This is a genomic window from Budvicia aquatica DSM 5075 = ATCC 35567 (genome assembly GCF_000427805.1).
Classification (GTDB): domain Bacteria; phylum Pseudomonadota; class Gammaproteobacteria; order Enterobacterales; family Enterobacteriaceae; genus Budvicia; species Budvicia aquatica.
In genome coordinates this window covers 151,595-177,711 of sequence record NZ_KE386585.1, presented here as the reverse complement: position 1 = coordinate 177,711, position 26,117 = coordinate 151,595, and the positions used below count along the sequence as shown (strand labels likewise).

The following is a 26,117-nucleotide window of genomic DNA, read 5'->3' as shown; positions in this document are numbered from 1 at the left end:
GCTCAATAACTCAAGAGTACGGCCTAATAACCAAGGGATTACGGTCAACTTCAAGTGCTGGATCCCCGTTTTCACGGGGATGACGACCTTCGGGGCTGGATCCCGTTTTACAACGGGATAACGAAGACATTTCCCCCATCTCGTCGCCCGCGCATTCAGGCATCAAAACAGGCTGATTCCTCCGGAAGATGAGCAAGGAACCAGGTCACTGCCAACAGGTCGGCACTGCCTCCGGGGCTTAAATTTTTATCAATTAGGTCTTCATCCAGTTCGGTCATCCACTGAATGCTCTGATGATGTTTACATCCGCCAAGCAGCAGGATATCGCGTGCGGCATTCTTAACGTATTCCAATCCTTCTAGGCCACCGCGGGAAACCAAATTGGTGTCGCTGTTACAGCTCATCAACAGTAACAGGGTTTGCAGCAGTGAGGATTCATTATCCCATCCGGCCTGACGGTAAGTTAAGTAAGTGGGCAATGAGAGTTCAAGAACGGTGAGAAACCCTGATTCAGCCTCTCCGCGGGCACCGGTAAATCCGTAGGTATGATAGATTCTCTCGCCTGCGGTAAGCCGTTGGCGGTTATGGCCCAGCTCACGCTCAACCATCCCCTGGCATATTGCCGCCACTTCATTGCTCAGGTTCATCACGGCGACGGTTTTTTTACCGGCTAATAATCTTCCGGCAGCGGCGCATAACAGGCCAAAAGCAAACACCGCACCTTTATGGGTATTAACGCCGTCGGTAGTTTGAAACATCGCCCGTTCACAGGCGATGCCTAACGATCTCAACTGCGGTAATACCAGCTGCGGGGCTATGTGCCCCAGAGTATATCCGGCGCGGACAAATTCCGGCATATAATCAGCAATAGCAAGGGCGCTGCGTTTAAAGGTTTCTTTATCCATATCCCGATGAGCACCGCTGTTACGTTGATCGACTAAACCGGGTTTAGGCGTCAGTAATACTTCTTCCATCATGGCATCATAGGCCAGCTTGCCGAGAACCTTCGCCCAGCGTTCGATATGGTGATTAGCGGGTTGGTCGATAACCGTCTGGTTGATACATTCAGCATTTGGATAATTGTTGAAATTCACTAACCCTCCGGGAAATTTCATCCGTCAGACTGTCCTGACTGTGCTCTCTTGAGCGCGAACATCGGTGTGCATCTGCGTTACAGATCAGACAACGTCGCGGTAAACGATCGACCATATCACGAGATACCGGTTTTTCGTCTAAATCAATAACGTCAATATCCCATAACCGACCTAACGGGTGATGTTCTTCCAGCTCAATGCAGCAAGATTTTAACGCTGTTGCATCGGTCTTTACTGAGTACAACGCCTCCGGGCCGGTGGCGAGGTTTTGGTGCCATTGCCATAATATTTGATAGCCGGACTCTTGCAGTTTAGCGGCTATTTCCTGACGTGCTATCGCCATTAAGAAGCGGCTATTTGAATTGTTTTTTACCTCACCGGGCTGCACAACCGTGACTGAGACCAATGGAAAGCCAAACCGGTCTAAAATAAGCCGCTGACGGGCTACCCGGTGTTCCCGAGATTCCAGTAGTTGCTGTAGCGTAATATGAACGTTCAGCATAGGGGCTACTCCGTATCAACGATGGTTTGCTTGCTCAGATAAGAACGCAAAGGTGGCCTCAGGGACCAGATCTCGAATAAGGTCCATCCGCCCCTCATCAAATAGCTTTCTCACGCGTGAGGCCGATACCGCACCACCGCATTTTTCGACTCTCGGTATTTCAACAACCTGAATTGCAGGGGCTTCAGATGGCGCGCGGAAAAGCCCGTCAGCCATATCGCGATTATATTTCTCTGTCACCGGGTCAAAGGGCTCTGTGCCGACAAAGCGATGATTAATATCCAGTGCCGGAGCAATATATTGCCGGAACAGCATTAAATCGAGTGCGGTATAGCACTCATCAATAATTCCCTGCTCTTTTAGAAAATAGGCCGGGAAGGTGGCTTTAGATAAAATATAATCTGAGCCGGGAAATAGCGTAAGGTTTTCAATTCCTTTTATGCCAGCCTTGATAAGTTCAAAGCGGTCGCGATAAGCAAAGCGTGAGGCATCTTCTCTGACTACAAACACATGTACCCAGTCACACTGAAGGGCGGCCTGTTCAATCAGATAGCGGTGGCCGAGCGTAAAGGGATTGGCATTAATCACTATGCTGCCAATTTTTTCACCGGCGCGAAACTGTTCAGCCAAGGTTTGACAATAATGGGGTAATCGGGTGGTACTATTTTCCATTAACGTTACCCGACCCTCAACGGTAGCCAGCGCTGAGAAACCGCAGTCAGTGAACATCGGGATATTGCACGGTTTGGTATAGAGAAACAGGCGTTCAAACCCGTTTCGATAAGCCATATCGGTGACTTCGGTGATTAAACGCAGCATCAGGGAGCTGCCCCGGTGCTCCCGGTCTATGGCGACGCATTTTATAATATTGCCGTCCAGCCCGGCGCAGGCGATTAAACGACCGGATTGGCGGACTTCAGCGAACTGAGTCACACCGGCTTCGAGCAATAATCCGTTTGATGCTAACAGGCATTCAATCTCTTTCAGAATAAAACAGGATGCCTGATAAATAAGGTTAATTTGGTCATTTTCTGACATCAGTTCCTCCGAATATTAAAAGAGTCAGGGGCAGCATAAACTGCCCCTGTAACAATCAGCCCGCGGGTTGATAAACAACATCAATAATCGTGCCGTCACGGTACTCAACGACGGCGATAATCTTCTCGCTTAAGCTAATGGGCTCTGGCACTCCGGCGATCTCTTCTGCCAGCGACTTCATCTGCTCAATGGTCATCAGCGGCAGGCCGGCGGCAGTAAAACGCTCAATCAGGTCTTGCCTGCGCGGGTTAACGGCAATGCCATATTCAGTGACCAGAATATCGACGGTTTCCCCGGGCGTAGTGATGGTGACGATATCATCACGCAGTATTGGCAGTCGGCTACGCAGCAGATTGGCGGTTACAATGGTCAGCTTTGCACCTGCGGCCGCATCACTATGCCCGCCGGAACCGCCCATAATATGCCCGTCAGAACCGGTGACCACGTTAACGTTGAAGCGCGTATCCATCTCTGTCGCACCCAGCACCACGCAGTCTAACTGATTAACCACGCAGCCTGAGTTAAACGGGTTGGCATACATACCGGCACCCACTTCCAGATGGTTAGGGTTAGATTTTAGCGAGCGAACCGCCTCCAGATCGAATCCCTGAACGTCTATCAGACGCTCAAACAGGCCTTCTTCCAGCATAGAAACCAGATATCCGGTAATGCCGCCTAGGGCAAAACTGCCAACAATAGATTTCTGCTTCATAACTTTACGCAGATAAGAAGCCACGGCCAGTGAGGCACCGCCGGCTCCGGTCTGGAATGAAAAACCGTTCTTTAGCAGACCCGATGCCACAATAGCCTGAGAGGCCAGCGAAGCGATTTTGAGCTGTACCGGATCTTTGGTTACCTGAGTGGTACCGGAGACAATGCCTTTAGGGTCACCGATCGACGGCAAGGTCACCACGTAGTCAACCCGCGTTTGAGGAATAGAGACTTTTTGCAACGGATAGGGAACTAATGAATCAGTAACCGCAACGACGCAGTCAGCATATTCCATATCCGGAAAAGCATATCCGAGTGAGCCGCAGGCAGTGGGTCCTTCGGTTCCGTTTAAGTTACCGTACTCATCAGCCGTCGGTGCAGCGATAAAGGCGACATCGATATGAAGATCGCCACATTCGATTGCCCGGGCTCGCCCGCCATGGGTGCGAAACATGACCGGGTTAGCTAAAAGCCCTTGGGAAACGGCGGCGGCGACCGGGCCGGACATATAATCGGTATCCAGATAGGTGACCGTACCATCTTTAAAATGAGCCACCATTGGAGCATGTACAGGAAACACTGAGCTTAGCGCAATACGTAAGTTCTTCAGCCCGCGGCGGGATGCAATATCCAGAACCTGATTCACCAGACTGTCACCGTTGCGAAAGTGGTGATGAAACGAGAGGGTCATTCCGTCAGTCACCGGGATTTCATCGAACACTGACTCCAGATCTTCCCGCAGCTTTTTATTCCCCGGGAAGCGATATTTCACTTTTGGCGCACAGCGGCGCATATCCGGTATCGCGGCAAAAGCGCCGTTGTAAGGGCGAAGTTGCCCGATTTCCGGCAGGCTATCCGGTAGCTCTCGATTTAGCCGATTTTTCATGCCATATCCTCCTGTTGCAGGTTGAGATAAGCCGCCAGTTTCAGCGTACGTTCCGCGCGTAAAACAATCGGCGCATCGACCATTTTTCCATCCAGAGCAATCACGCCTGAGCCGAGCACTTTGGCCTCATCCAGCGCATGAACTACGCGTTTGGCCCAATGGATATCTGCCGATGTCGGGCTAAATGCCTGATGAATGGTATCGACCTGACGCGGATTAATTGCCAATTTGCCCTTGAATCCAAGGCCTCTGGCTAACAGAGAATCCTGCAGTAAACCGTCATCATCCTGCGCATCGGTAAACGGTGTATCAATAGAATCAATACCGGCTGCGGCCGCAGCATTTACTACTGCGGTACGGGCTGACAGGATCTCTTCTCCTGAACGGGAACGAATCGCACCTAAGGCTGCGGTATAGTCCTCTGCGCCAAAAGAGATAGCCCATACCCGCGGATGGGCACAGGCGATATCGTAGGCATGAATAATACTCTGCGGGGTTTCCAGCAGGGGAATGACTCTGACCGGTGTTTGGCCCGGCTGTTCGGCCCGTTCGATTAATTCAATGATTTGGCGTAGTTCTTCAGCGGTATCAATTTTCGGTAACATCAGGGCATCCGGTCCGCAGGGAACCATTGCCGCAATGTCGTCAGCGCCGCCGCAGTCGAGGGGATTGATTCTGACAACGCGTTTACTTTTTCGGTAGTTAATATGGCGTAGTGCATAACCGATCAAATAGCGGGCCGCATCTTTTTCCTGCGGTGATACTGCATCTTCCAGATCTAAAATAACGGCATCGGAGCCGAATACGCCGCCGTTTTGCAACATTCCCGGGTTATTACCCGGTAAGAAAAGAAGCGTTCTGAGCAAATCCATAATTAGTTGCCTCCCGTCGCTGTGGTGATGGTCTGATGAATAGCAATAGCCCGATGAATAGCGGTATCCATACGAGCCTGAATGGTGCAATCCAACGCGCCCTTATCTACGGCTTTAATCGATAAATCAGTGAAGCCGGCGTTAACGGCACGGTTGGTTAACGTGCGGCGGATAGCATTGCCGAACTGTGCTTCGACAATGCTGGTGAGTTCTATTTGAATTCCGTAGCCGGGATTCTGTTCTTCTATGGTGACCAAGATATCGTTCGATTCGAGCGTTCCCGCATGACCTTTTCGATTGAGCATGTTGGTGACTCCCCATTAAGGTTGAAATAAAGAGGTTTCAGGCAGGTATTCTTCAATACCTGCCGGCTAATTAACTGATAACTCGCAAAATAATGGCGGCCAGCACCACTACGCAAGCCCCGCCCAAACGAGTCGCTATCTGGGCAAATGGCATTAATTCCATACGGTTACCCGCCGAGAGAATCGCCACATCGCCCGTGCCGCCCAGTCCGCTATGACAACCGGTTACCATGGCTGCTTCAATCGGGTACATATTGAGGTAACGGCCAACAAAGAAGCCGCTGGCAACCATCGCCAGAACGGTAGCGGCTACTGTTGCGATATAAGCAGGGGTAATTGCAGCGACAACTTCATTCCACGGGGTATACAGCACGCCAACGCCGACCAACAGAGCCCAGGTCAGGTTAGAGGCGACAAAGCGATAAAGCTGATAAGCGCCTTGCTCCATTTGGTGAGGCATGATGCCAAGGGTTTTCACCAGGGCAGCAGACAGAATCATAATGATAGGGGCAGGGATCGGGATGAAATGATTCGCCAACATGCCAAACAGGTAGAAGCTACAGGCAATAATCAGACCTGCGCCCATCAGGCCGAAGTCGATAGGTTGATTTTCGCCTTTAGCACTCAGGTCAATATCACCGGAGCGAACCAGCGTGCCGTTGCCGGTTAAGTGTGGTTTCTTCACGCCAAGATGGCGCAGATAACCGGCTGACATAATGGCAAACAGATTTCCCAACATGGCTGCCGGAACTAGCATGCCGATAAATTTATCCGGTGACTGGCTAAGGATTTCTGAGTAAGCGACCGATAGTGGCAAAATGCCTTCACCGATACCACCTGACAGGATAGGGATAACAACAAAGAAGAATGAATGGTATGCACCCAATCCGGTTAATGACCCGACGGCAACGCCGGCGATACAGCTAAAGATGGTACCGATAACCAGCGGGATAAACATGCGCAGAAAGCCCTGAATCAGAACTGAACGCACCATGCCTAAAATACTGCCTGAAACCAGACAGGCAATGTAGAAGTAGAGGAAGTTAGAGGTTTTAGTAAATGACTTAATCGCCGCCACGGCTGACGGATTGAGTAAGTTATAAAACACCAGTATGGATGGAATAAAGATCGAAAGAATGGCCGGGCCACCGATATCCTTTAGGATAGGAACCTTCATGCCTATATCACCGAGCAGCATGCCGATGACCATCATAACGGCTATGCCGCCCAGCATGTCAGCCGGTAGTTTGCCGAATATTGATGCCGCGATAACAATGGACGCAATAATCAGATATAGCGGTAGAGGTAGCGGTCCTATTTTGATTTGCCAGAATTTAAAACTACTGCTTCCGGTCTTGATTTGAACATCATTTTGCATAATAGACTCCTTGGTTATTCAGGAGTCATTCTGGTGTTAAAGGGCTTTCTCAGTCATTAATCTGAAACTTATCTAACCTTTATGAAACTTATGTAACCGACTGATTTGGAATAAATAAAAAATAAATTTATGTGATGGTGAACGCATGAAAAAGCGCGACTAGCCTATTTTGCGTGAGCTATGTCTCATAAAAAATCTAAAATACACTTATAACGTTAATTCGATCACATTCAGTGATTAGCGAGAATAACGATAGAGCGTTACCGGTCGGCCTTGTCCGCGATAGGCCAGTTCGCTGTAGAGCTCACCGATTTCCACCATATAATCCAGATACTTCTTCAATGAAATACGTGAAAGCCCGATCAGCGGGACTAATTCCTGTACGTCAAACGGCTTTGACTGCTGTTTGACTATGCTACGGATACGCTGCAACGTCTCATTTTCAATGCCTTTCGGCACTTTACTGGTGCGCATACCTTTGGCAAAAATCCGGCCATCAATGGCGGCCTGGCTCAGCTCAGTTTCATCAGATAACAGGTTCATCCGCTCCCGATAGTTCATCAGCGCAGACTGAAAGCGTTCAAACACAAAAGGTTTAACAATGTAGTCTATTGCTCCCTGACGCAGAGCGGTTTGAATATCGCTACTGCTTCTGGCAGCGGTTACCATAATGACATCAACGCTGGGATAACGGGTTCTCACCGTCTGTAATAAACTCAGGCCATCCAGCTTTGGCATAAAGACGTCCAGCAAAAGCAGAGATACCGGATGTTTGTCCATAAACTCCAGCGCATCAACCCCGTTATGCAGAACGCCAACCAGTTCGAAGCCGTCTATTCTTTTCAAGTAACCTTTGTTGAGCTCAGCGACCATCGGGTCATCTTCAACGACTAATACCTTAATCATCATTACTTCCTTTAATAACCGTGAGCGGGATTCGAATCAGGAAATTCATGCCATCGCCGGGATTACTTGAAACGTCCATGGTGCCGTTTAATTTATCCAGCGCTGCGGAAACTAAAAACAGGCCAATACCGCGGTTTTTACCTTTGGTTGAGTAACCGCGCTGGAACATTTGGGCTATTTTTTCTACCGGCATTCCGGGGCCTGTATCATCAATTTCAATTTCCAGCATATGGTTGAGTAGTGAAAAGCGGATATTGAGCTCTTTTATTTCCGCCTGTTGAACCGCATCCAACCCGTTATCAATCAGGTTCCCCAGCAGCGTGACCAGGCTGTGGGTCACTTTCGGGTCGGAAATATGGGGAATAACTTCGTCGATATCAATAAACAGATCGACCCCCAGCTCTCTGGCCCGGCTAAATTTTCCGGTCAGGAATGCCGCCAAAATAGGGTCTTTGATCGCATCATCAATAAATTCAAGCTCCTGCTGATTTTCATTAATAATATCGGCGAGGTATTCAGCTAGAACCTGACGGTTATCACTTCTGGCCAAGCCGTTAATCACATGGAGTTTATTCAGGAACTCATGGGCCGATGAGCGCAGCGCTTCAACATAACGGTTTACCCCGGTGAGCTCTTCAGCAAGTTTGCTGACTTCAGACATATCTCGGAAGGTGGCGATGGCACCGACAATGACCCCATCGGCATACAGCGGAACCCGGTTGGTTAAAATAGTGATGCCATTCAGATCCTGTTCGCGGTCAAACTCAAGTTCGCCTGAACGTAGCACTTCAGAAAGGCGAGTGTGGGGAATACTTTTATCGACTTTTTCACCAATAATGTCGCCGTGAATGCCCGCCATTCCTAAAATTCGTTTGGCTTCCGAGTTAACCACCGTCAGTCTTGATTCCCGATCGATAGCGATAATACCCTCACGAACAGATTCTAAAATGGCATTACGTTCTCCCAGCAGTCGGGCAATGGCAACCGGTTCAAGGCCAAATAAAATCTTTTTAATACTGTTCGCCAGGATCACCGCCAGCACGATGCCGATCAATAGCGCCAGAGTCAGGGCTGACATAATGGGCTGATTCACTCTTGCCACGGCCTGATCAATGCTGGATGACATAATGCCTACGACCACGGCACCCACCTGCTGATGCTTGTCATCAAAAATAGGTTTAAATGCCCGTAGAGAGAGACCGAGAGAACCCTGTGCGGAGGAGATATAAGTCTGCCCGTTTAATACCCGAACTTCGTCTCCGCCAACCATCGGTTTGCCTATCTTAGCGGTATCCGGGTGAGATACCCGAATACCTTTCATATCAATTACCACGATAAACTCAACGCCTGCGATTTTTTTTATGGTTTGCGTGTATTCTTGAATTTCCTGCAGGCTGATAGCGTCTAAATTTTTCAGGCCGTTAATCACTACCGGTGACGATACGATGATATTCGAGATTTCTTCCGCTTTTTCACCGGCCTGATCGTGAATCTGGTCATCAATATCACGGGTAATCTGAATATTTGCAGCAATCAGCGGCAGCGCTAATACCACCACAACCAGAATGATGATCTGTAAGCGTAGGGGTAGATGCTTAAAAAAACTGACTAATCGCATAATATCCTTATGAATGTCGATTAACTTGCGATAAAACAGATAGGTTATGTTCCGGACAGTATCAAGAAAAGCAAACCGGATCTGTGAACTAGATCCAGCTCCGATTTAAAGAAAACTATTGGAAATAAATCATGCTAATGGAAACAAAAATGAGGTGAATTTAAAATTATCAATTAAATATCATATTATTATGATTTTTTTGTTTAAGAAAGAAGTGATGTTAGTGATTGAATTATAATTAAATAGGCGTTTTATAAGAAACCGGCGATGAAGGTATTAAAATAATAAGATTATTTACACCAGATAATACTTATTCAGCCGGGGTGCGGGATACTCGAACCACACGATCTTCTGCGCTATTAAGCTATGTTTAACTAAGGAGATGGCATGAATCAGCAATCAAAATGGCTACAGCAGCAATATCATGATATCGGCGCTACGCTGGCGGCACAGAGCCCGGTGGCGCTTTTACATATAGGCAGCCAGCAGACCTTAGTCATGATCTCTGAGTCGTCGGTTCTGACACTGCCCTTGGGGGCGAATAAGACGGCGGCCGACTATTTTAGCCATTCCATTCCCAAAGCGGATGAAATGGAAAATGCCATTATGGCGGTTGAAGATCGGATTATGGCTATCTGGGCCCAGATTCCGGCCAACGGTCGGTTATTGACCGTCGATGAAGAGATTCACCATATTGCTCTGCTTGCCGGAGTTGCAGATCAGCGGGTGATAAGCTTATCCCTTGATGCGATGGAAAGAACCTTTGACCGCTTAGCCGCCGTGATGCTGGGAAGACCGGCTGCACGGGAGGGAATACCAGAAGATGCATCATTTGCCGCCCGGTTATTAATTTTGCGGGAGTTTATGCATCATTTGGCCTTTGCTGAGATAACCATAGTTTCACCTGATTCACTGAAGTGAAGTGAAAGCTTTATCCGGACAAACTTATATTGAGATCAAATTAAACTACCTTGTCATCACTCTAAGGCTAAAGCTTTATCCGCTGCTCAATAAAATCAATAAATACCTTAATTCGGCTAGACAACGCGGTATTACGGTAATAAACAGCCTGCACCAATTCTCGCGGGTGTGGGCTTTGCATCTGCTCGCCCATTACTGTCACTAAGTCACCCTTTTCAATATCTTGTTGCACCATAAAATTCGACAGACAGGCGATGCCATTCCCAGCCAGACAGAGCTGGCGCAGCACTTCACCACTGCTGACAGAAATCCACGGGGTAATTTCAACCCCCATGCCGACTGACCAAATATTCAGTACAGAAGGGGGAATAAAGCCCAGCAGATGGCAATCCAATAGTTGTTCTACCGTTTGGGGTTCCCCCTGCTTTTTCAAGTAGTCAGGGCTGGCAACTAAATGCAGCTTAGACTGACCTAAGGTTCTGGCGTGCAGCGTGGAGTCTTCCAGTTTGCCAATACGGATAGCAACATCAGTGCGCTTCTCCAGCAGGTTAATGATGCCATCGCTGGAGCTCAATTCGAGCTTAATTTCAGGATGTAATTGAGTGAACGCTTTGATATGTGGTGTTAACTGATGAAGTACAAACGGGCTGGCTGAATCAATACGCAGCCGACCGGCCGGCTTTTGATGTCGGACCTTTAACCACTCTTCGGCCTCGGAGAGCTTTTCTAACCCTTCGCGGGCTTTTTCTATAAAGATACGGCCTTCTTCGGTCAGCTCTACCCGGCGGGTGGTTCGGTTAAAGATGCTGGTATTCAGCTGTTCTTCGACTCTGGCAACCGCGCGGGACACTTTAGCAACCTGAATATTTAACTGTTGTGCGGCGGCAGAAAACCCACCGGAATCAGCTACGGCAATCAATATGGTCAGATCTTCCGAACGGCTTATTATTGTCATAAATGATAAAATGTTTTGCTATTGGTGGTATTTATTGAAAAAGAATCTCTCAGCACAATGGCGCCTGTCAAGTTAATCTGCAGGAATCTAGTTATGTCAAAAATGCCGCTTGCTCTGTGGGCGCTAACGCTGAGTGCGTTCGCCATTGGTACCACTGAATTCGTTATTGTCGGGCTGGTGCCGACTATCGCTAACGACCTTAATGTTTCTCTTTCTTCTGCCGGGCTATTGGTTAGTTTATATGCGTTGGGCGTTGCTATAGGGGCACCGGTTCTGACCGCGCTGACCGGTCGCTGGAACCGTAAAGCCGTATTAATAATTCTGATGGCCTTTTTTATTGTCGGTAATGTGATGGCCTGGATGGCGCCGGGATATGAAACTCTGATTGTAGCTCGGGTTTTGACCGGGCTGGCCCACGGCGTGTTCTTCTCTATTGGTTCAACCATTGCAACCAGCTTGGTTGATAAAGATAAGCAGGCCAGCGCTATTGCGATTATGTTTACCGGACTGACCGTGGCGCTGGTGACCGGGGTGCCGTTAGGGACATGGATTGGTCAACATTTTGGCTGGAGAGCCACGTTTTTGGTGGTTTCAGTTCTGGGGGTTATTGCTTTAATCGGTAGCGCTTTGCTGGTGCCTTCAAACCTTAAACAGGCCGCTCCGGCCCGTATTTCAGTTCAGCTAAAGGTATTAACCCAGCCGCGTTTACTGTTGGTTTATGGCATTACGGCGGTAGGGTATGGCGGAACCTTTATTGCTTTTACCTTTTTAGCGCCCATTTTGCAGCAGGTATCGGGCTTTCAATCCAGTGCGATTGCCGGAATCATGCTGGTGTATGGGGTATCTGTCACTATTGGTAATATATGGGGCGGTAAACTGGCTGACAAAATGGGTCCTGTTAAAGCGCTGAATATTATTTTTGCTGCTCTGGCGTTAGTCTTGCTGGTGTTTACTTTCACTGCGTCCAGCCAGATTGGCGCACTACTAACCGTCTTTGTTTGGGGCGCTTTTGCCTTTGGTAATGTGCCGGGCCTACAGGTGTATGTGGTTCAACTGGCCAAAGAATATACCCCAGAGGCAGTGGATGTGGCATCAGGGCTGAATATCGCTGCTTTCAATATTGGCATTGCCATCGGAGCATGGCTCGGCGGGCATGTGGTGGCCGATATGAGTTTGATGGATACTCCGTGGATTGGCGCTATTATTGTGGTGCTGGCACTGCTGATGACGCGATTATCCGGTTATCTTGATAATAGAAAACTGGCTGAGGCTGTGGCATGCTAATGCGTTGGTCGGCAATAAAATTCCGGGGCCGTTTTGATTTTCAGGTCGGTGCGGGAAAATGGAATAGGCTTTGCAAACTCAGGTTAGCCGGCTTGATCTGCCTCTTAGGTTTTCGCTAGTCTAAAACAATAGTCAGGGTTTATGATTAATGTCGTCTGAGCATAAGGGTGAACCTTCAGGCTGCGATTATTTAAATGAACGGCTATTGTGATATCAGCTATCTATAGGCAGTTAATAGAAGCAGAAACAGAGAGGGCAGATTGGATAAGAAAATCTACGCGCTGAATCAACAAATCGGTAAGCGGCTGAGTGAAACTCATCAATGGCTGACCTGCGCTGAATCTTGTACCGGAGGGCTTATTGCCGGCTCTATTACTGATGTGGCCGGGAGTTCTGCCTATTTTGACCGTGGCTTTGTGACTTACAGTAATCAATCCAAACATGATTTACTGGGGGTTAAACGACAGACTCTGGAACAGTGGGGGGCAGTAAGTGAACCCACCGTTCGTGAAATGGCCGTCGGTGCCTTAAAAATGGCGAATGCCGATATTGCGGTCTCCGTTAGCGGTATTGCCGGACCGGAAGGTGGAACACCGGATAAACCGGTGGGTACCGTATGGTTTGGTTGGGCCAGCCGCGATGGCAGAGTACTAGCCGACAAGAAAGTTTTTGCCGGTGATCGCCAACAGGTGCGCCAACAGGCGGTCTGCTATGCCTTATCGGTGGTGTTAGAAAAATTTCTGTAAAACTCACTTGATACTGTATGATTATACAGTATAATCTTTTTATCGCTTTAGACACTAAAGTCCCGTATTACTTTATGACCATGGAGTCGCAAAATGGATGACAACAAAAAAAGAGCTCTTGCCGCTGCACTAGGGCAGATTGAAAAGCAGTTTGGTAAAGGTTCAATCATGCGTTTGGGTGATACCCAATCTCTTGACGTTGAGTCTGTTTCAACCGGCTCCCTGAGTCTGGATATCGCATTAGGCATTGGTGGTTTACCAATGGGCCGCGTAGTTGAAATCTTCGGGCCTGAATCATCAGGTAAAACAACCCTGACCTTATCGGTTATTGCTCAAGCCCAGCGCGACGGAAAAACCTGTGCGTTTATCGATGCTGAGCATGCTTTAGACCCGATCTATGCTTCTAAGCTAGGCGTTCAAATCGATGACCTGCTGATTTCTCAGCCGGATACCGGTGAGCAAGCCCTTGAAATTTGTGACGCATTAGTTCGCTCCGGCGCTGTTGACGTTATCATTATCGACTCCGTAGCGGCTCTAACCCCTAAAGCTGAAATCGAAGGCGAAATGGGTGACTCTCACGTGGGTTTACAGGCGCGTCTGATGTCTCAGGCCCTACGTAAACTAACCGGAAACATTAAAAACGCAAACTGTCTGGTTATCTTTATCAACCAAATTCGTATGAAGATCGGCGTTATGTTCGGTAACCCAGAAACCACGACCGGCGGTAACGCCCTGAAATTCTACTCATCGGTACGTTTAGATATTCGCCGCGTAGGCGCAATCAAAGACGGTGATGAAGTTGTTGGTAACGAAACCCGCGTTAAAGTGGTTAAAAACAAAATTGCAGCACCTTTCCGTCAGGCCGATTTCCAAATTCTGTACGGTGCCGGTATTTCTAAAGAAAGCGAGCTGATCGACCTTGGCGTAAAACATAAGCTGGTTGATAAAGCGGGCGCATGGTATGCCTATAACGGCGATAAAATTGGCCAAGGTAAATCTAACTCAATGAAGTTCCTACAGGAAAATCCTGCGATTTCAGCTGATTTAGAAAAGCGCCTGCGCGATCTGTTGCTGGGAAATAATCCAATCGTTGTTACTGAAACCGAAGATGACGATGCCGAGTTACCGGAAGAAGAGCTTTAATTACAGCCCTTTGACTAGGAAGCTATATTAATGAATTCACTATTACCACGGGCAATGAGATTACTCTCTCAGCGTGATTATAGTGAACATGAGATGCGCCGTAAGCTTGCGGCGCATTCTCCGTTTGACCGCTCTACCGATAAACCCCTCATATCACCCGAATCTATCGACCAAGTTATTGAGTATTGCTATCAGCATAACTGGTTGAACGACGTTCAATTTACTCAACGCTTTATTGTCAGCCGCAGCCGTAAGGGCTATGGTCCTCAGCGAATTCAAGCTGAACTCCAGCAAAAAGGTATCGATCGGGATGATATCCGTCGGGCAATTGTTGAATGTGAGGTTGACTGGTTTGAACTGGCCAAAGAATTAGCCGTTCGTCGCTTTGGTTCGCCGTTGCCGACAGAATGGAAAGAAAAATCTAAAGTTCAGCGTTACCTGTCATATCGCGGGTTTATGCAGGACGAAATCCAATATGTTTTTACAGATTCTGAAGAATAAAGCCTTCGCTGATTTACTTCCCATCAAAGAAATTTTATCTTATGGCTACTTTTAATTCGTAAGCCACCCGTTTTGCGATAAATCCGGCGTTTACTAACTTACGAATAGCCTCCTTTTTATTAGCCAGATATCGGAATTCATATGAGCAAGAGCACCGCTGAGATCCGTCAAGCGTTTCTCGATTTCTTTAATAGTAAAGGTCACCAAGTTGTCTCCAGCAGCTCTTTGGTACCTAATAATGACCCAACGCTGCTTTTTACTAATGCAGGGATGAATCAGTTTAAGGATGTTTTTCTTGGGCTTGATAAACGTTCATACACGCGGGCTACAACTTCCCAACGCTGTGTTCGTGCCGGTGGTAAGCATAATGATTTAGAAAACGTAGGCTATACCGCCCGTCACCACACGTTCTTTGAAATGCTGGGTAACTTTAGCTTTGGTGATTACTTTAAGCATGATGCTATCAACTTCGCCTGGGAATTACTGACCGGCGCAGAGTGGTTTAATCTGCCTAAAGAAAAACTGTGGGTAACCGTTTACGAGACCGATGATGAAGCCTATAGCATTTGGGCGGATGAGATCGGTGTTCCCCGCGAAAGAATTATTCGTATCGGTGATAACAAAGGCGGCGCTTTTGCTTCAGATAACTTCTGGCAAATGGGCGACACTGGCCCTTGTGGTCCTTGTACTGAAATTTTCTTTGACCACGGTGACCATATTTGGGGTGGTCCTCCGGGATCGCCAGAAGAAGACGGTGACCGCTATATTGAGATTTGGAACATTGTGTTTATGCAGTTTAACCGTCAGCAAGACGGCACAATGTTACCTCTGCCAAAACCATCGGTAGATACCGGCATGGGATTAGAGCGTATTGCCGCAGTGCTGCAACACGTTCACTCTAACTATGAGATTGACCTGTTCCGTACTTTAATTGCAGCAGCGGCAAAAGTGACGCAGGCTACCGATCCGGACAGCAAGTCACTACGGGTTATTGCCGATCATATCCGCTCATGCGCCTTCCTGATTTCTGACGGCGTTGTTCCGTCAAATGAAGGGCGGGGCTATGTTTTACGCCGTATTATCCGCCGTGCAGTCCGTCATGGACATATGCTTGGTGCGACTGAGACATTCTTCTACAAGTTAGTGAAACCACTAATTTCCGTTATGGGCAGCGCAGCCGATGAGTTAGCCCGCCAGCAGGCGATGGTTGAACAACTGCTTAAAACGGAAGAAGAGCAATTTGCCCGCACTTTAGAACGCGGTCTTGCTCTGCTTGATGATGAGTTAAGTCAGCTAAGCGGTGATACCCTTAACGGTGAAACCGCTTTCCGCCTGTATGACACTTACGGATTCCCACTGGATCTGACCGCTGACGTCTGTCGTGAGCGTAATCTGAAAGTCGATGAGCAAGGCTTTGAGCAGGCGATGGAAGAGCAGCGCCGTCGTGCCCGTGAATCCAGCGGTTTTAGCGTTGATTATAGCAATATCATCCGCGTTGACGATGCGACTGAGTTCAGCGGCTATGAGCGTTTAGCTCAGTCATCTAAGGTGATTGGCCTGTTCCTTGATGGTCAGCCGGTAAATGAAGTGCATGCCGGTCAGGATGCGGTAGTTATTCTGGACAGCACGCCGTTTTACGCTGAGTCAGGCGGTCAAGTCGGCGACTTGGGGTCACTCAAGTCGGGCAAAGCACTGTTTGATGTGCAAGACACACAAAAATATGGTCAGGCTATCGGCCACGTAGGCCGTTTAGTTGAAGGTGAATTACGCATTAATGACGCTCTGGACGCGATTGTCGACGCTGAGCGTCGTGGTCGTATTCGGTTGAACCACTCAGCGACTCACTTACTGCATGCGGCTTTACGTCAGATTCTGGGCGATCATGTTGCTCAGAAAGGCTCATTAGTTAATGATAAATACCTGCGTTTTGACTTCTCTCATTTTGAAGCCATGAAGCCTGAACAACTGCGCGCCGTTGAGGATCTGGTTAATCAACAGATTCGTCGTAACCTGCCGGTAGAAACTCAGGTTATGGATCTGGATGAAGCCAAATCTAAAGGCGCCATGGCGCTGTTTGGCGAGAAGTATGATGACAAGGTGCGGGTACTTTCAATGGGGGATTTCTCCACTGAGCTTTGCGGAGGAACGCACACTGATGCGACCGGCAATATCGGTTTATTCCGCATCACCTCTGAGTCTGGTATCGCTGCGGGCATTCGTCGTATAGAAGCCGTTACCGGTGAAAATGCGATTGCTATTATGCATCAGCAAAGCGATATGCTGAATGAAGTTGCCAGCTTAGTCAAAAGTGACAGCACGAGCCTGATTGAGAAAGTTAAAGGCCTGCTGGACCACGCTAAGTCAGTAGAGAAAGAGCTGCAACAGCTTAAAGATCAGCAGGCAGCGCAAGAAAGCTCATCGTTAGTGAACAAGGCTATCGATGTGAAAGGCGTCAAACTGTTGGTTAGCCATTTAAACAACGTTGAACCAAAAATGTTGCGTACTATGGTTGATGACATCAAAAATCAGCTTGGTTCAGGCATTATCGTACTGGCAACGGTACATGATGATAAAGTCAGCTTGATTGCAGGTGTAACGAAAGATTTAGTTGATCGGGTAAAAGCCGGTGAACTTATCGGGCCTGTAGCGCAGATGGTTGGCGGTAAAGGCGGTGGCCGTCCTGATATGGCTCAGGCTGGTGGTACGGATACAGCGGCGTTGCCTGCAGCGCTTGCAACGGTAGAAAGCTGGGTATCAGCTAAACTGTAAGATATGAAGTAACACACGCTTGAACAGTCATGGCCTTTCAGACCGTCGGGCGTGTGAGTTTAGTGAATATTTTTAGTTGCGTACTAAGTAGCATAAACTAAAAAAGTTGGCTAAATTTAGGTATATAGGTGTCCTTACCCTTAATAACCTTTGAATGTGTAGGTCTTAATAGCCTTAGTCAATGGATATAATAGCTTACGTTCTTTGGGTATATCGTGGATAATGGTGAGGATATAAAAAAGGGGCAATTGTCTTTTAATCTTTCAAGGAGCAAAGAATGCTTATTCTAACTCGTCGAGTTGGTGAAACGTTGATGATCGGTGATGAAGTTACTGTGACCGTTCTGGGCGTAAAGGGTAATCAGGTTCGTATCGGTGTGAACGCGCCTAAAGAAGTATCTGTTCATCGTGAAGAGATCTACCAACGAATTCAGGCTGAGAAGTCACAACAGTCGACTTTTTAAGTCATTAGCGCGTCTTGCTTACTGAAGTGAGGCGCGTTAACCCCTCTTGATTTTCATGATGTTAATTTTTATTTCGAATTTTCTTTCCCCATGACTCTTTTTTTATTGGCCGTCAGAATTGGCCCATTTGGTTTATTTCACTCAATAAAGCCTCTTTTTTCGCTGTCAAAATGTGCTTGTTGTTTGCTTAGTGCACAAACGAACGCAACATTAGAAAAAGTATTTGACTTATAAGTGCGGGAAAGTAATATGTGCGCCACGCAGTGCCGATAAGTCGTTTAAATATCAGTGCAGCAACAAGCAGTAACGTGGTGAGGTGGCCGAGAGGCTGAAGGCGCTCCCCTGCTAAGGGAGTATGCGGTCAAAAGCTGCATCGAGGGTTCGAATCCCTCCCTCACCGCCATTTTGCACCAGTAGCTCAGCTGGATAGAGTACTCGGCTACGAACCGAGCGGTCAGAGGTTCGAATCCTCTCTGGTGCACCATATTATCAAGTATCGTTCTCTCAACGGTATCAAATCAGATGCAAAAGCAGCGTCTGAGCCAGGAATTAAAACGCACCAGTAGCTCAGCTGGATAGAGTACTCGGCTACGAACCGAGCGGTCAGAGGTTCGAATCCTCTCTGGTGCACCATATTATTAAGTATCGTTCTGTTAACGATATCAAATCAGATGCAGAAGCAGCATCTGAGTCAGGAATCAAAACGCATCAGTAGCTCAGCTGGATAGAGTACTCGGCTACGAACCGAGCGGTCAGAGGTTCGAATCCTCTCTGGTGCACCATTCTTCTTTAACTCCTTCTAATTTCCTTAAGTCATCAAGTTCAAATCTTCTCAATATTTTCTTTCTTCTTGCTTGCCAATCAAATCGTTATCTTATTATCCATTCCCTATAGCTAATCAATTTTGTGTAATGAATATCGCCTTGGCGTGAGAGTTAAATAATACTTTCATTTTCTATCCACGATTTTTCTATAAAGACGGGTTGATGATGAGAAAGTGGCACAACCAAAGCCGGTAAATGCTGTGACACCCGGGTCGGTAATACCGATCTTATGATAGGTGATGAACAATGCTTTAAGCATTATGCTTAACAGCAAAGATTGTCGCTAAAGGTTTTTATCCTGAACGGGAACCTGGCCTTATAACAAGCCTCTGGTGAGGTTAGGTGTCTGTTGGGGGTGGGATAGTGATAATAGTGCGGTCTAAAAGGCTTACGGCGCATTAGAAGACGGTATTCATCAATTCAATCAAGCTAAACCTAGAGCAATTCTGAAGGGCAGGCTAAACATATACTAATTGGTTACGTCAGTTTGGTTACGTCAGTGAAAAATGCCGTGGCAATGATAATCGACTGTTTGCGTATCTGAACGTTCTGAACATAAGAAGCGGCGATTAGCAAGATTCTGGCCAGCGAATAGGTAAGATTAAGGCGGAGAATCTTGATTCGGAAAGTAAGACGTATATATGACAATGTTATTGATAATTTATTCCATTATATAAATAACAGGTATTAATAATCACGGGTTGTTATTAGTCTATATTTCATTATTAATCGTTAGTTGATGGCACCTGATATTATCAATAGGTATTTGTTTTTTATTGTGAGTTAGCTTAATTATAAATGGGTTTGTTATATTTTTAGTGTGTGAATGGTATGCTGTAAAAAATTCAAATGAGTGTTTTGATAAAATTTAATGAGAATGTAAGATGATATTATAAATTATTTATCAACGTTATTGTAAAATACATATATATGGAGCGTATATGAATCAACGGATCCCCTCAACTCAAGTCTTTGGCCTTAATTCCATCACCCTATTAGTTATTGGAGCATTAGGATTATCATTTAATAGCCAGGCAGCCTGTACCCAAAGCGCGGGTGCCGGCAGTGGTATAGGGGGTCTGGTTGCTAACGGTGGCAGTCAGTGCGAGGTTTCGTTAAACAATGGAACGATGGAGAACCTATCGACCGACACAGTTTCCATAATGGTGAATGCATCAGGAACCAATACTAAGGTGAATTTTACTGATGATAACGTCTATCTTATTAATAATATAGGTAGTAATGGTAAGAATATCAGTGCTAAAAATACCTCAGCTGTCAATTTTTCAGGAAATTTGAGTGTATTAATGAGTGGCGTTGCACCGAGCCAAAATTACGGTATTTTGTTGCAGGACAGCGGTAGCGTTTATGTCGAAAAAGACCTCTTAATATCCGGAAATGCAGCTGGATCACTGATTAATGCCTTAGGTGGATCGCTTAATGTTAATGGAAATACGAAGCTTTCTATTATGGACCCCTCTTTCGGGGGCGCCATTATTGTCGCCGGGCCCACATTATCAGATGCTAAACTTAATTTTGGCGGTAAAACCGAAATTATTAATAAGTCCGAAGCATCCACGGCAATATTGATGCATGGAACTTCACTATTATCTTTTAATGAGTTGGAGTTCAGTTCATCCGGTTACAACATGGATATGAGTGTTAATCATGATTCGGCTATTATCTCTACCGGTAAAACAATCATTAACAGTGGTAAAGATGTCGTTTTAAACGTTAATACAAGCGATATATCTAAGGGGTTAATTAGTTTTGGCGAAAGTCAAAATATTATTGATGAACAACTGAATAACCGAAGCCACACGCTGGTTAACATTGGCGCAAATGCTAGCGTAAAAAACAACCTCAGCGATGCTACCGGAATAAGAATCACGGGAGGTACTGCTACAACCCTCAGTGACATTATTGTTAAAGGTACGGTGGATGTGCGTAACGGAACGGCGATTCTTGGCAATGGTAATGGCATTGAACGGGTGACTCTTGAGGGGGGGAGCGTGTATGGGGCGATCAACCTTGGTAAAGGTGATGACATTCTGACCGCAAATCGTGGCATGATTGACGGTGAGATCGTTATGGGGCGTGGAAGCGATACGCTTATCCTCAATCCCGGGATCGACATTACTCAGTTAGTTAAAGCTAATGGCAATGATCCGATGTACAGCCAGGCTGATGATGAAATTAATCAAATTCAGGCTAATGGACTTCACTTTATCGGCTATACCTCTCTTGCGGGCAATAATAATCAAGGGACTAATTACGCGAATTGGGATTCTATTACGCTGAATGACGGTGCCTCATTAACGCTATCAGGCGATCTGTTTGAATCAACAGAAGATCGCAACCGTACTCTGACTATTAATAATACATCCAGTTTGTTACACCAGAATGGTATGCCTGCAATCGACCGCACGATATACGGCAATTTGAATAATGAGGGGAATGTTATCCTCAGCTCGAATAATATGGCCGGAGATTTAATGACGGTAACCGGTAATTACACGGGGAATAACGGTTCGATCTCTTTTGATACGGTGCTGGGGGATGATATTTCGCTAACCGACCATTTGACCATTATGGGGGATACATCAGGCACAACCAAGGTTAGGGTGAATAATGTCGGCGGAGAAGGAGCGCTAACCACTAACGGTATTGAGTTGATTCAGGTTGGTGGTGCATCGGACGGCCAATTTGTTAAAGAAGGGCGTATTATTGGCGGTGCTTATGAATACTTTTTAAAACAGGGTAATAATACTGAAAATAAAAATTGGTATTTGGTCAGCGAAATCGTTCCTGTAGGGCCGACCGATCCTGGAAAGCCAACTGAACCGGCCGAGCCTGAGGGTACGATTGATCCTATTATTCGCCCTGAATTAGGGAGCTACATTGCTAATCTAGCGACCGCAAACACCATGTTTGTGACTCGGTTGCACGACAGATTAGGCGAAACACAATATATCGATGCACTTACCGGTGAAAAGAAAGTGACTAGCCTATGGCTGCGCCAGATTGGTGGACATACCCGATCTCGGGATAGCAGCGGCCAGTTGAAAACTCAAAGTAATCGTTATGTGGTTCAGCTAGGCGGAGATATTGCTCAATGGAGCTCTGATAATCTTGACCGCTACCATTTAGGGCTGATGGCTGGCTATGGTAATAGTCATAGCAATACGAATTCTCATCGTTTTGATGCCGGTTCGAGAGGAACGGTTGATGGATATAACGTGGGCCTTTATGGTACATGGTATGCCAACGATATAGATAACAATGGTACCTATGTCGATATCTGGGCTCAGTACAGTTGGTTTAATAACACGGTGAAAGGGGACGGGCTGAACTCTGAAGAGTACAAGTCAAGCGGTGTTACAACCTCTATTGAGGCTGGCTATACCTATAAACTGGGGACGCGAACTGAAGACCAAGTCAGCTACTTTATTCAGCCTAAAGCTCAGGTTATTTGGATGGGAATTGAGGCCGACGATCATAGGGAGTCACAAGGTGCCAGAGTAACCGGTAGCGGTGATGGCAATATTCAAACTCGCCTTGGATTACGCGCTTATCGGCATGGTCATAGCACTATTGATAACGATAAAGATCGTGAGTTTGAGCCCTTTATCGAGGCTAATTGGATCCATCATACCCATGATTTTGGTTCGGCTATTAATGGAAATCAATTCACACAGAACGGGACCAAAAATATTGGTGAACTGAAAGTGGGGATTGAAAGCCAGTGGAATAAAAATGTGAATTTGTGGGGTAACGTCGGTGTACAGGTTGGTGATGCCGGATATAGCGATACCGCCGTGATTTTTGGGATGAAGTATAACTTCTGATTATGCCAATCGAGGTTATTTAAAGAGTGCGGTTAGTCATCATAAACGCCACCTCGAAGTGATAAAAGAAAACGCCCGGGAACGGGCGTTTTTGCATTCATCTGAATAGGCTAATCAGTTTTTATGCTGATTCAACATCCACTGCCATAGCTCAGTGCCGTGATAAGCCGTGAGCCATGAATCGGCGTGGTTACCACCCTCAAGCTCGGTATAGCGTACCAGAGCGGTAGTTCCGCCTGCTTTGATAATCGAATCTATCATTTCGCGGGTATATTCCACTTTGGTAATTTCATCTTGATTACCGTGGAAGGCCCAAATCGGAAGCTTAATTAAACGTTCAGCGTCTTTTGGACTACCGGAACCGGCAATCGGTGCAATCGCAGCGAATAGCTCCGGGCGGTGAAAGGCGGCATTCCACACCCCCTGACCGCCGCGGGATAAGCCAGCGATATAGATACGACTGGCATCAACCGGTGAATTCTTTACTGTTTCATCAATCAGCTTTAACAGCGCATCCATAGAGGGTGTAATCGGCGTAGTGGCCAAATCATAGGGTGCGATAGCGGTACTCGCCCAACGGATATCGACCGGCGTTTGTGGCGCGATGACATAGGCCTGCTTGAGGTTTTGCACCTTGGCGCTGGCAAAATAGTCCGGGCCAATATTAGTCCCTTTAAGCATATGCTGCTGATTATCAGTACCGGCTTCATAACTGCCGTGAAGTACAATCACTAAGGGCAGGGTTGATTTAGTATCGGTTGGGGTAAACAGCTGGTAAGGCAGCGTAAAATCACCTGACTTATATTCATGCTTTTCCCACTGGCCGGCATAGGCATTAACGCCGGTGAATATCAGTAGTAATAAGAAAATGCCTTTGATGTAACGATTAACCATGACGCACGCTTCCTTCTGTTTTTTATCGGTAAATTATTATCGATAGCTACTGTATTCAATTAACCGGTTCAGCACTACTGTTTTATATATCTGTTGATATATAAAATAAAGATATTATATATCATTCTGTTATAAGTGATTGAGCAGTAAAAACTGACACGGTGAGGCACTCTTTTAACGCAGCCCAATGCTGAAGTTTTATATTGTCTTATGGGCAGTTAAATCTGATTTTTCCTTTTTATTTCTTTCTGAACTATTTTTTAGGATGGTTCCGAAGCGTTAACTAGATGTAATGACAACTATTTATATGGAGGGTTGGCTGATATTCAATAACGCTTTGAAGTACTTGTTAGAAGCTTCAGTTAATCTGAAGTTAGTTGAATGACTAATGATAATTATCTATTTTATCAGTATATTGGCGTTAGTTTTTATTGTTTACATAATTTAATGCTGGTGATGAATCTATCGGAAGATGGCCGAGCAGCCTGATAATAATAGCGGTGAAGTCAGAGGGCGATAAAGAGTTTGAACCAATAAACGCTGATAAGTAGCAACGGTTCTACGCAGGAAATAACCATGGATGTGCGGGGGCCTCAATCATAGTTTGCGGCTTATGATTCCTATTACCAATGCAATCAGGATGCTGGCAGGTACCGAATGACAAATGATGAAATGAAAGCCTTACTAAAACAGAAGTCTGACAATAAAGCGGCCAATATGGCAATAATCGATAAGCATCATATCCCTTATCGACAGTACAACATCAATGAATCTATCATTTTTGATACGTCGGATGGTGCGGTCTGTTTTTATCTGACCACCAATAAAATCCAGCATCGAGGCAAGGTTTACCCGGCCGATGCGAATGACGCTATCAGGTATGTAAAAAATATTATTCGCAGCAGTGAAGTAGCCGTAAAGGGTAGCTGATGTTATTACCCTTACTCAGATAATAGACGCTGATACCTGCGTCTATTGATGCTTTGGTTATTGATACAAGCCTGAACTCACTCGTTACTGTTGAGTGCGAGCGGCTTTATCGATCGGGGGCTTTATCTTGGCCTCTGGAAAAGAGAATGAACTAATTTTCTTATTTCTATCCCTACACCGCCTACCAGTCCACCAATTGCGCCTATCTTCAGGCAGCCAATGACTTCCTCTAAGGTAATATTAAATTCACCGCTGACTAAAAAAATCACTGAAAAAATAGCTAAATAGCAGACAACCAGCACGAGTGCACAGCCCAGAACATACATAAGTAAGGTTAATAGCAGCCGAGAGAATGAAAAATTATCTTTTTTCATTGGATGTAGTTCCTTGTCTGTCTACGGGGATACCCTGCATTTTTTATTGTTTTATCTCAAAGGGCAATTTAAGCAATCACTCACTTTTGTTTAAGGTGTCTGATGCCCTCTAAGAGTAGCTAACAATTGTGTGTTCGAGTGATAATTTTTATATGATTTTATTCAGCCGAAGGCGCTGCTAACCTAGACGGTCATCGTGAAGCCAATGGTACTCGGGTCAGCGGGCAGGGTGATGGCAATCTTCAAACTCGTTTGGGCGTCCGAACTTATATGGAAGGGCAAAATAACAAAGGCCAGACGTTCCAGCCGTTTGTGGAAGCGAGTTGGATCCACAACACTAAAGATTTCGCTACAACGATGAACGGTGTTGAAGTGAAACAGGGCGGTGCGCAAAATATTGGTGAGCTAAAGCTGGGTATAGAAGGGCAACTCAGTAACAGCGTCAATATCTGGGGTAATGTAGGCCAGCAAATGGGTAATCAAGGCTACAGCGACACGGGTGTGATGCTGGGTGTGAAATATAATTTCTAACAGCAGTTAGCTTATAGGGTAAGCCACCTGCGTTTGCGGGTGGCGAACGTTGGGAATGTTTTGAATATTGATAATTACTATTTTATTCAATAAGTAAGTTATGTATAGGGTACTAGCTAATTAATAATATGCATCGCATTGAATTTTCGAAACTTTAATGTTATTTAGAAGGTTAGCTAGTCTTTTTATATACCAACTAAAATCAGGTATTCTATCTATTTCAGATAAGTATCGTCTATTAATAGACAATGATAATAATAAATAGTTAGGATAAATTAATAAATTACCACCTGACTCTTTTGCTACCATGGCAATGCCAATTCGATCCATTGATTTGTGGGTGTTAAGGAATTGATTAATGTTAAAATCCTTTATGCTGCTATCTTGCCAATCATAATCATCAATATCTGATGATAGTAAGTAGCTAACTTTTTTTTCAAAATCAATAGCCCACCCAGAAGCAATTAGTAAAGGTATTAACTCTTTTGGCGAGTATTCTTGAGCGAAATGTATATCAATACTAGCTTGCAGTCCCATAATTAACCTTTCCTATAATAAAGCTGTCATTTTTTCGTACAGAATAAACTGTAGCGACTCCTTTACGGAAACGTCTTCAAGCTTAAT

At 46.1% G+C, this 26,117-nt stretch carries 22 protein-coding genes, 4 tRNA genes and 1 pseudogene; 14 read left to right on the top strand and 13 right to left on the bottom strand.

Annotated elements, in window-relative coordinates:
* Nucleotides 1-155: 155 nt before the first annotated feature.
* From citG to dcuS, 9 genes are all read right to left on the bottom strand, one after another.
* The gene (gene citG / locus YWE_RS0122840; protein WP_051323533.1) at nucleotides 156-1,094 is read right to left on the bottom strand and encodes a triphosphoribosyl-dephospho-CoA synthase CitG; all 939 of its coding nucleotides are present in this window, start codon (nucleotides 1,092-1,094) and stop codon (nucleotides 156-158) included.
* Nucleotides 1,066-1,596 carry a citrate lyase holo-[acyl-carrier protein] synthase gene (citX, locus tag YWE_RS0122835; RefSeq protein ID WP_029096534.1) on the bottom strand — a complete coding sequence of 177 codons (531 nt, stop codon included), beginning with the start codon at nucleotides 1,594-1,596 and terminating at the stop codon, nucleotides 1,066-1,068. The genes citG and citX overlap by 29 nt, the downstream gene beginning before the upstream one ends.
* Nucleotides 1,597-1,611: 15 nt before the next feature.
* The gene (gene citC, locus YWE_RS0122830; RefSeq protein WP_029096533.1) at nucleotides 1,612-2,634 is read right to left on the bottom strand and encodes a [citrate (pro-3S)-lyase] ligase; all 1,023 of its coding nucleotides are present in this window, start codon (nucleotides 2,632-2,634) and stop codon (nucleotides 1,612-1,614) included.
* Between the two features lie 55 nt (nucleotides 2,635-2,689).
* On the bottom strand, nucleotides 2,690-4,231 hold the full coding sequence (gene citF, locus YWE_RS0122825) for a citrate lyase subunit alpha (RefSeq protein WP_029096532.1): 1,542 nt from the start codon (nucleotides 4,229-4,231) through the stop codon (nucleotides 2,690-2,692).
* Entirely contained in the window at nucleotides 4,228-5,103 is an 876-nt protein-coding gene (locus YWE_RS0122820; RefSeq protein WP_029096531.1) for an HpcH/HpaI aldolase/citrate lyase family protein, read from the bottom strand. Before YWE_RS0122820 ends, citF begins: the two co-directional genes overlap by 4 nt.
* A 2-nt stretch (nucleotides 5,104-5,105) precedes the next feature.
* Complete coding sequence (citD, locus tag YWE_RS28455; RefSeq protein ID WP_036016934.1) at nucleotides 5,106-5,408, bottom strand: citrate lyase acyl carrier protein; 303 nt, start codon at nucleotides 5,406-5,408, stop codon at nucleotides 5,106-5,108.
* A 70-nt stretch (nucleotides 5,409-5,478) separates the two neighbouring features.
* Nucleotides 5,479-6,786 (bottom strand): 2-hydroxycarboxylate transporter family protein, encoded by a 1,308-nt coding sequence (locus YWE_RS0122810; RefSeq protein WP_029096530.1) that lies wholly within the window; start codon nucleotides 6,784-6,786, stop codon nucleotides 5,479-5,481.
* Nucleotides 6,787-7,023: 237 nt separating this feature from the next.
* Entirely contained in the window at nucleotides 7,024-7,692 is a 669-nt protein-coding gene (locus YWE_RS0122805) for a response regulator (protein ID WP_029096529.1), read from the bottom strand.
* Nucleotides 7,685-9,310 (bottom strand): DcuS/MalK family sensor histidine kinase, encoded by a 1,626-nt coding sequence (gene dcuS / locus YWE_RS28450; RefSeq protein ID WP_036016931.1) that lies wholly within the window; start codon nucleotides 9,308-9,310, stop codon nucleotides 7,685-7,687. Before dcuS ends, YWE_RS0122805 begins: the two co-directional genes overlap by 8 nt.
* Before the next feature lie 387 nt (nucleotides 9,311-9,697).
* Between dcuS and YWE_RS0122790 the strand changes: the two genes are divergently transcribed.
* On the top strand, nucleotides 9,698-10,231 hold the full coding sequence (locus YWE_RS0122790) for a hypothetical protein (RefSeq protein WP_407641175.1): 534 nt from the start codon (nucleotides 9,698-9,700) through the stop codon (nucleotides 10,229-10,231).
* Between the two features lie 67 nt (nucleotides 10,232-10,298).
* On the opposite strand, the gene YWE_RS0122785 is transcribed toward YWE_RS0122790, so the two are convergent.
* Entirely contained in the window at nucleotides 10,299-11,186 is an 888-nt protein-coding gene (locus YWE_RS0122785; protein ID WP_227659933.1) for a LysR family transcriptional regulator, read from the bottom strand.
* A gap of 102 nt (nucleotides 11,187-11,288) precedes the next feature.
* Here YWE_RS0122785 and YWE_RS0122780 point away from each other — a divergent pair, with 102 nt between their 5' ends.
* The 11 genes from YWE_RS0122780 to YWE_RS29260 all read left to right on the top strand — a co-directional run bounded on the left by YWE_RS0122780 (nucleotide 11,289) and on the right by YWE_RS29260 (nucleotide 22,764).
* On the top strand, nucleotides 11,289-12,470 hold the full coding sequence (locus YWE_RS0122780) for an MFS transporter (RefSeq protein WP_029096526.1): 1,182 nt from the start codon (nucleotides 11,289-11,291) through the stop codon (nucleotides 12,468-12,470).
* 260 nt (nucleotides 12,471-12,730) lie between these two features.
* The gene (gene pncC, locus YWE_RS0122775; RefSeq protein WP_029096525.1) at nucleotides 12,731-13,216 is read left to right on the top strand and encodes a nicotinamide-nucleotide amidase; all 486 of its coding nucleotides are present in this window, start codon (nucleotides 12,731-12,733) and stop codon (nucleotides 13,214-13,216) included.
* 93 nt (nucleotides 13,217-13,309) lie between these two features.
* Nucleotides 13,310-14,359, top strand: coding sequence for a recombinase RecA (gene recA / locus YWE_RS0122770; protein ID WP_029096524.1), 1,050 nt, complete (start codon nucleotides 13,310-13,312; stop codon nucleotides 14,357-14,359).
* Nucleotides 14,360-14,389: 30 nt separating this feature from the next.
* Nucleotides 14,390-14,860 (top strand): regulatory protein RecX, encoded by a 471-nt coding sequence (locus tag YWE_RS0122765; protein ID WP_029096523.1) that lies wholly within the window; start codon nucleotides 14,390-14,392, stop codon nucleotides 14,858-14,860.
* A 141-nt stretch (nucleotides 14,861-15,001) separates the two neighbouring features.
* The gene (alaS, locus tag YWE_RS0122760; RefSeq protein WP_029096522.1) at nucleotides 15,002-17,629 is read left to right on the top strand and encodes an alanine--tRNA ligase; all 2,628 of its coding nucleotides are present in this window, start codon (nucleotides 15,002-15,004) and stop codon (nucleotides 17,627-17,629) included.
* Between the two features lie 277 nt (nucleotides 17,630-17,906).
* Nucleotides 17,907-18,092 (top strand): carbon storage regulator CsrA, encoded by a 186-nt coding sequence (gene csrA, locus YWE_RS0122755; RefSeq protein WP_027275176.1) that lies wholly within the window; start codon nucleotides 17,907-17,909, stop codon nucleotides 18,090-18,092.
* Nucleotides 18,093-18,402: 310 nt separating this feature from the next.
* Nucleotides 18,403-18,495: transfer RNA gene (locus tag YWE_RS0122750), tRNA-Ser, on the top strand.
* 4 nt (nucleotides 18,496-18,499) lie between these two features.
* Nucleotides 18,500-18,576, top strand: a tRNA-Arg gene (locus YWE_RS0122745).
* A 72-nt stretch (nucleotides 18,577-18,648) separates the two neighbouring features.
* A tRNA-Arg gene (locus tag YWE_RS0122740) sits at nucleotides 18,649-18,725 on the top strand.
* A 72-nt stretch (nucleotides 18,726-18,797) separates the two neighbouring features.
* Nucleotides 18,798-18,874 (top strand) — tRNA-Arg (locus tag YWE_RS0122735).
* A 983-nt stretch (nucleotides 18,875-19,857) separates the two neighbouring features.
* Nucleotides 19,858-22,764 (top strand): autotransporter outer membrane beta-barrel domain-containing protein, encoded by a 2,907-nt coding sequence (locus tag YWE_RS29260; RefSeq protein WP_051323532.1) that lies wholly within the window; start codon nucleotides 19,858-19,860, stop codon nucleotides 22,762-22,764.
* A gap of 114 nt (nucleotides 22,765-22,878) precedes the next feature.
* Here YWE_RS29260 and YWE_RS0122725 read toward each other — a convergent pair whose 3' ends face one another.
* A complete protein-coding gene (locus tag YWE_RS0122725; protein ID WP_036016929.1) occupies nucleotides 22,879-23,658 on the bottom strand; it encodes a carboxylesterase family protein in 780 nt (259 codons plus the stop codon).
* Between the two features lie 657 nt (nucleotides 23,659-24,315).
* On the opposite strand from YWE_RS0122725, the gene YWE_RS0122720 reads away from it, so the two are divergent.
* Nucleotides 24,316-24,588 carry a hypothetical protein gene (locus YWE_RS0122720; RefSeq protein ID WP_029096520.1) on the top strand — a complete coding sequence of 91 codons (273 nt, stop codon included), beginning with the start codon at nucleotides 24,316-24,318 and terminating at the stop codon, nucleotides 24,586-24,588.
* A gap of 122 nt (nucleotides 24,589-24,710) precedes the next feature.
* Here YWE_RS0122720 and YWE_RS0122715 read toward each other — a convergent pair whose 3' ends face one another.
* Entirely contained in the window at nucleotides 24,711-24,962 is a 252-nt protein-coding gene (locus YWE_RS0122715) for a hypothetical protein (RefSeq protein WP_029096519.1), read from the bottom strand.
* A 186-nt stretch (nucleotides 24,963-25,148) separates the two neighbouring features.
* Here YWE_RS0122715 and YWE_RS0122710 point away from each other — a divergent pair.
* A pseudogene (locus YWE_RS0122710) lies at nucleotides 25,149-25,493 on the top strand (autotransporter outer membrane beta-barrel domain-containing protein); the annotation flags it as partial.
* Between the two features lie 120 nt (nucleotides 25,494-25,613).
* On the opposite strand, the gene YWE_RS0122705 reads toward YWE_RS0122710, so the two are convergent.
* Nucleotides 25,614-26,030: a hypothetical protein gene (locus tag YWE_RS0122705; protein ID WP_029096517.1), complete on the bottom strand. Its 417-nt coding sequence runs from the start codon at nucleotides 26,028-26,030 to the stop codon at nucleotides 25,614-25,616.
* Nucleotides 26,031-26,117: the final 87 nt, after the last annotated feature.

Excerpts from the sequence above, each read along its gene's own strand:
- citD (WP_036016934.1), bottom strand. The coding sequence starts at position 5,408 with ATGCTCAATCGAAAAGGTCATGCGGGAACGCTCGAATCGAACGATATC.
- dcuS (WP_036016931.1), bottom strand. The coding sequence starts at position 9,310 with ATGCGATTAGTCAGTTTTTTTAAGCATCTACCCCTACGCTTACAGATC.
- YWE_RS0122725 (WP_036016929.1), bottom strand. The coding sequence starts at position 23,658 with ATGGTTAATCGTTACATCAAAGGCATTTTCTTATTACTACTGATATTC.
- YWE_RS0122780 (WP_029096526.1), top strand. The coding sequence starts at position 11,289 with ATGCCGCTTGCTCTGTGGGCGCTAACGCTGAGTGCGTTCGCCATTGGT.
- YWE_RS29260 (WP_051323532.1), top strand. The coding sequence starts at position 19,858 with ATGAATCAACGGATCCCCTCAACTCAAGTCTTTGGCCTTAATTCCATC.
- YWE_RS0122805 (WP_029096529.1), bottom strand. The coding sequence starts at position 7,692 with ATGATTAAGGTATTAGTCGTTGAAGATGACCCGATGGTCGCTGAGCTC.
- citF (WP_029096532.1), bottom strand. The coding sequence starts at position 4,231 with ATGAAAAATCGGCTAAATCGAGAGCTACCGGATAGCCTGCCGGAAATC.
- YWE_RS0122705 (WP_029096517.1), bottom strand. The coding sequence starts at position 26,030 with ATGGGACTGCAAGCTAGTATTGATATACATTTCGCTCAAGAATACTCG.
- YWE_RS0122810 (WP_029096530.1), bottom strand. The coding sequence starts at position 6,786 with ATGCAAAATGATGTTCAAATCAAGACCGGAAGCAGTAGTTTTAAATTC.
- csrA (WP_027275176.1), top strand. The coding sequence starts at position 17,907 with ATGCTTATTCTAACTCGTCGAGTTGGTGAAACGTTGATGATCGGTGAT.
- citC (WP_029096533.1), bottom strand. The coding sequence starts at position 2,634 with ATGTCAGAAAATGACCAAATTAACCTTATTTATCAGGCATCCTGTTTT.
- YWE_RS0122790 (WP_407641175.1), top strand. The coding sequence starts at position 9,698 with ATGAATCAGCAATCAAAATGGCTACAGCAGCAATATCATGATATCGGC.
- YWE_RS0122785 (WP_227659933.1), bottom strand. The coding sequence starts at position 11,186 with ATGACAATAATAAGCCGTTCGGAAGATCTGACCATATTGATTGCCGTA.
- citX (WP_029096534.1), bottom strand. The coding sequence starts at position 1,596 with ATGCTGAACGTTCATATTACGCTACAGCAACTACTGGAATCTCGGGAA.
- alaS (WP_029096522.1), top strand. The coding sequence starts at position 15,002 with ATGAGCAAGAGCACCGCTGAGATCCGTCAAGCGTTTCTCGATTTCTTT.
- recA (WP_029096524.1), top strand. The coding sequence starts at position 13,310 with ATGGATGACAACAAAAAAAGAGCTCTTGCCGCTGCACTAGGGCAGATT.
- YWE_RS0122715 (WP_029096519.1), bottom strand. The coding sequence starts at position 24,962 with ATGAAAAAAGATAATTTTTCATTCTCTCGGCTGCTATTAACCTTACTT.
- YWE_RS0122765 (WP_029096523.1), top strand. The coding sequence starts at position 14,390 with ATGAATTCACTATTACCACGGGCAATGAGATTACTCTCTCAGCGTGAT.
- YWE_RS0122820 (WP_029096531.1), bottom strand. The coding sequence starts at position 5,103 with ATGGATTTGCTCAGAACGCTTCTTTTCTTACCGGGTAATAACCCGGGA.
- YWE_RS0122720 (WP_029096520.1), top strand. The coding sequence starts at position 24,316 with ATGACAAATGATGAAATGAAAGCCTTACTAAAACAGAAGTCTGACAAT.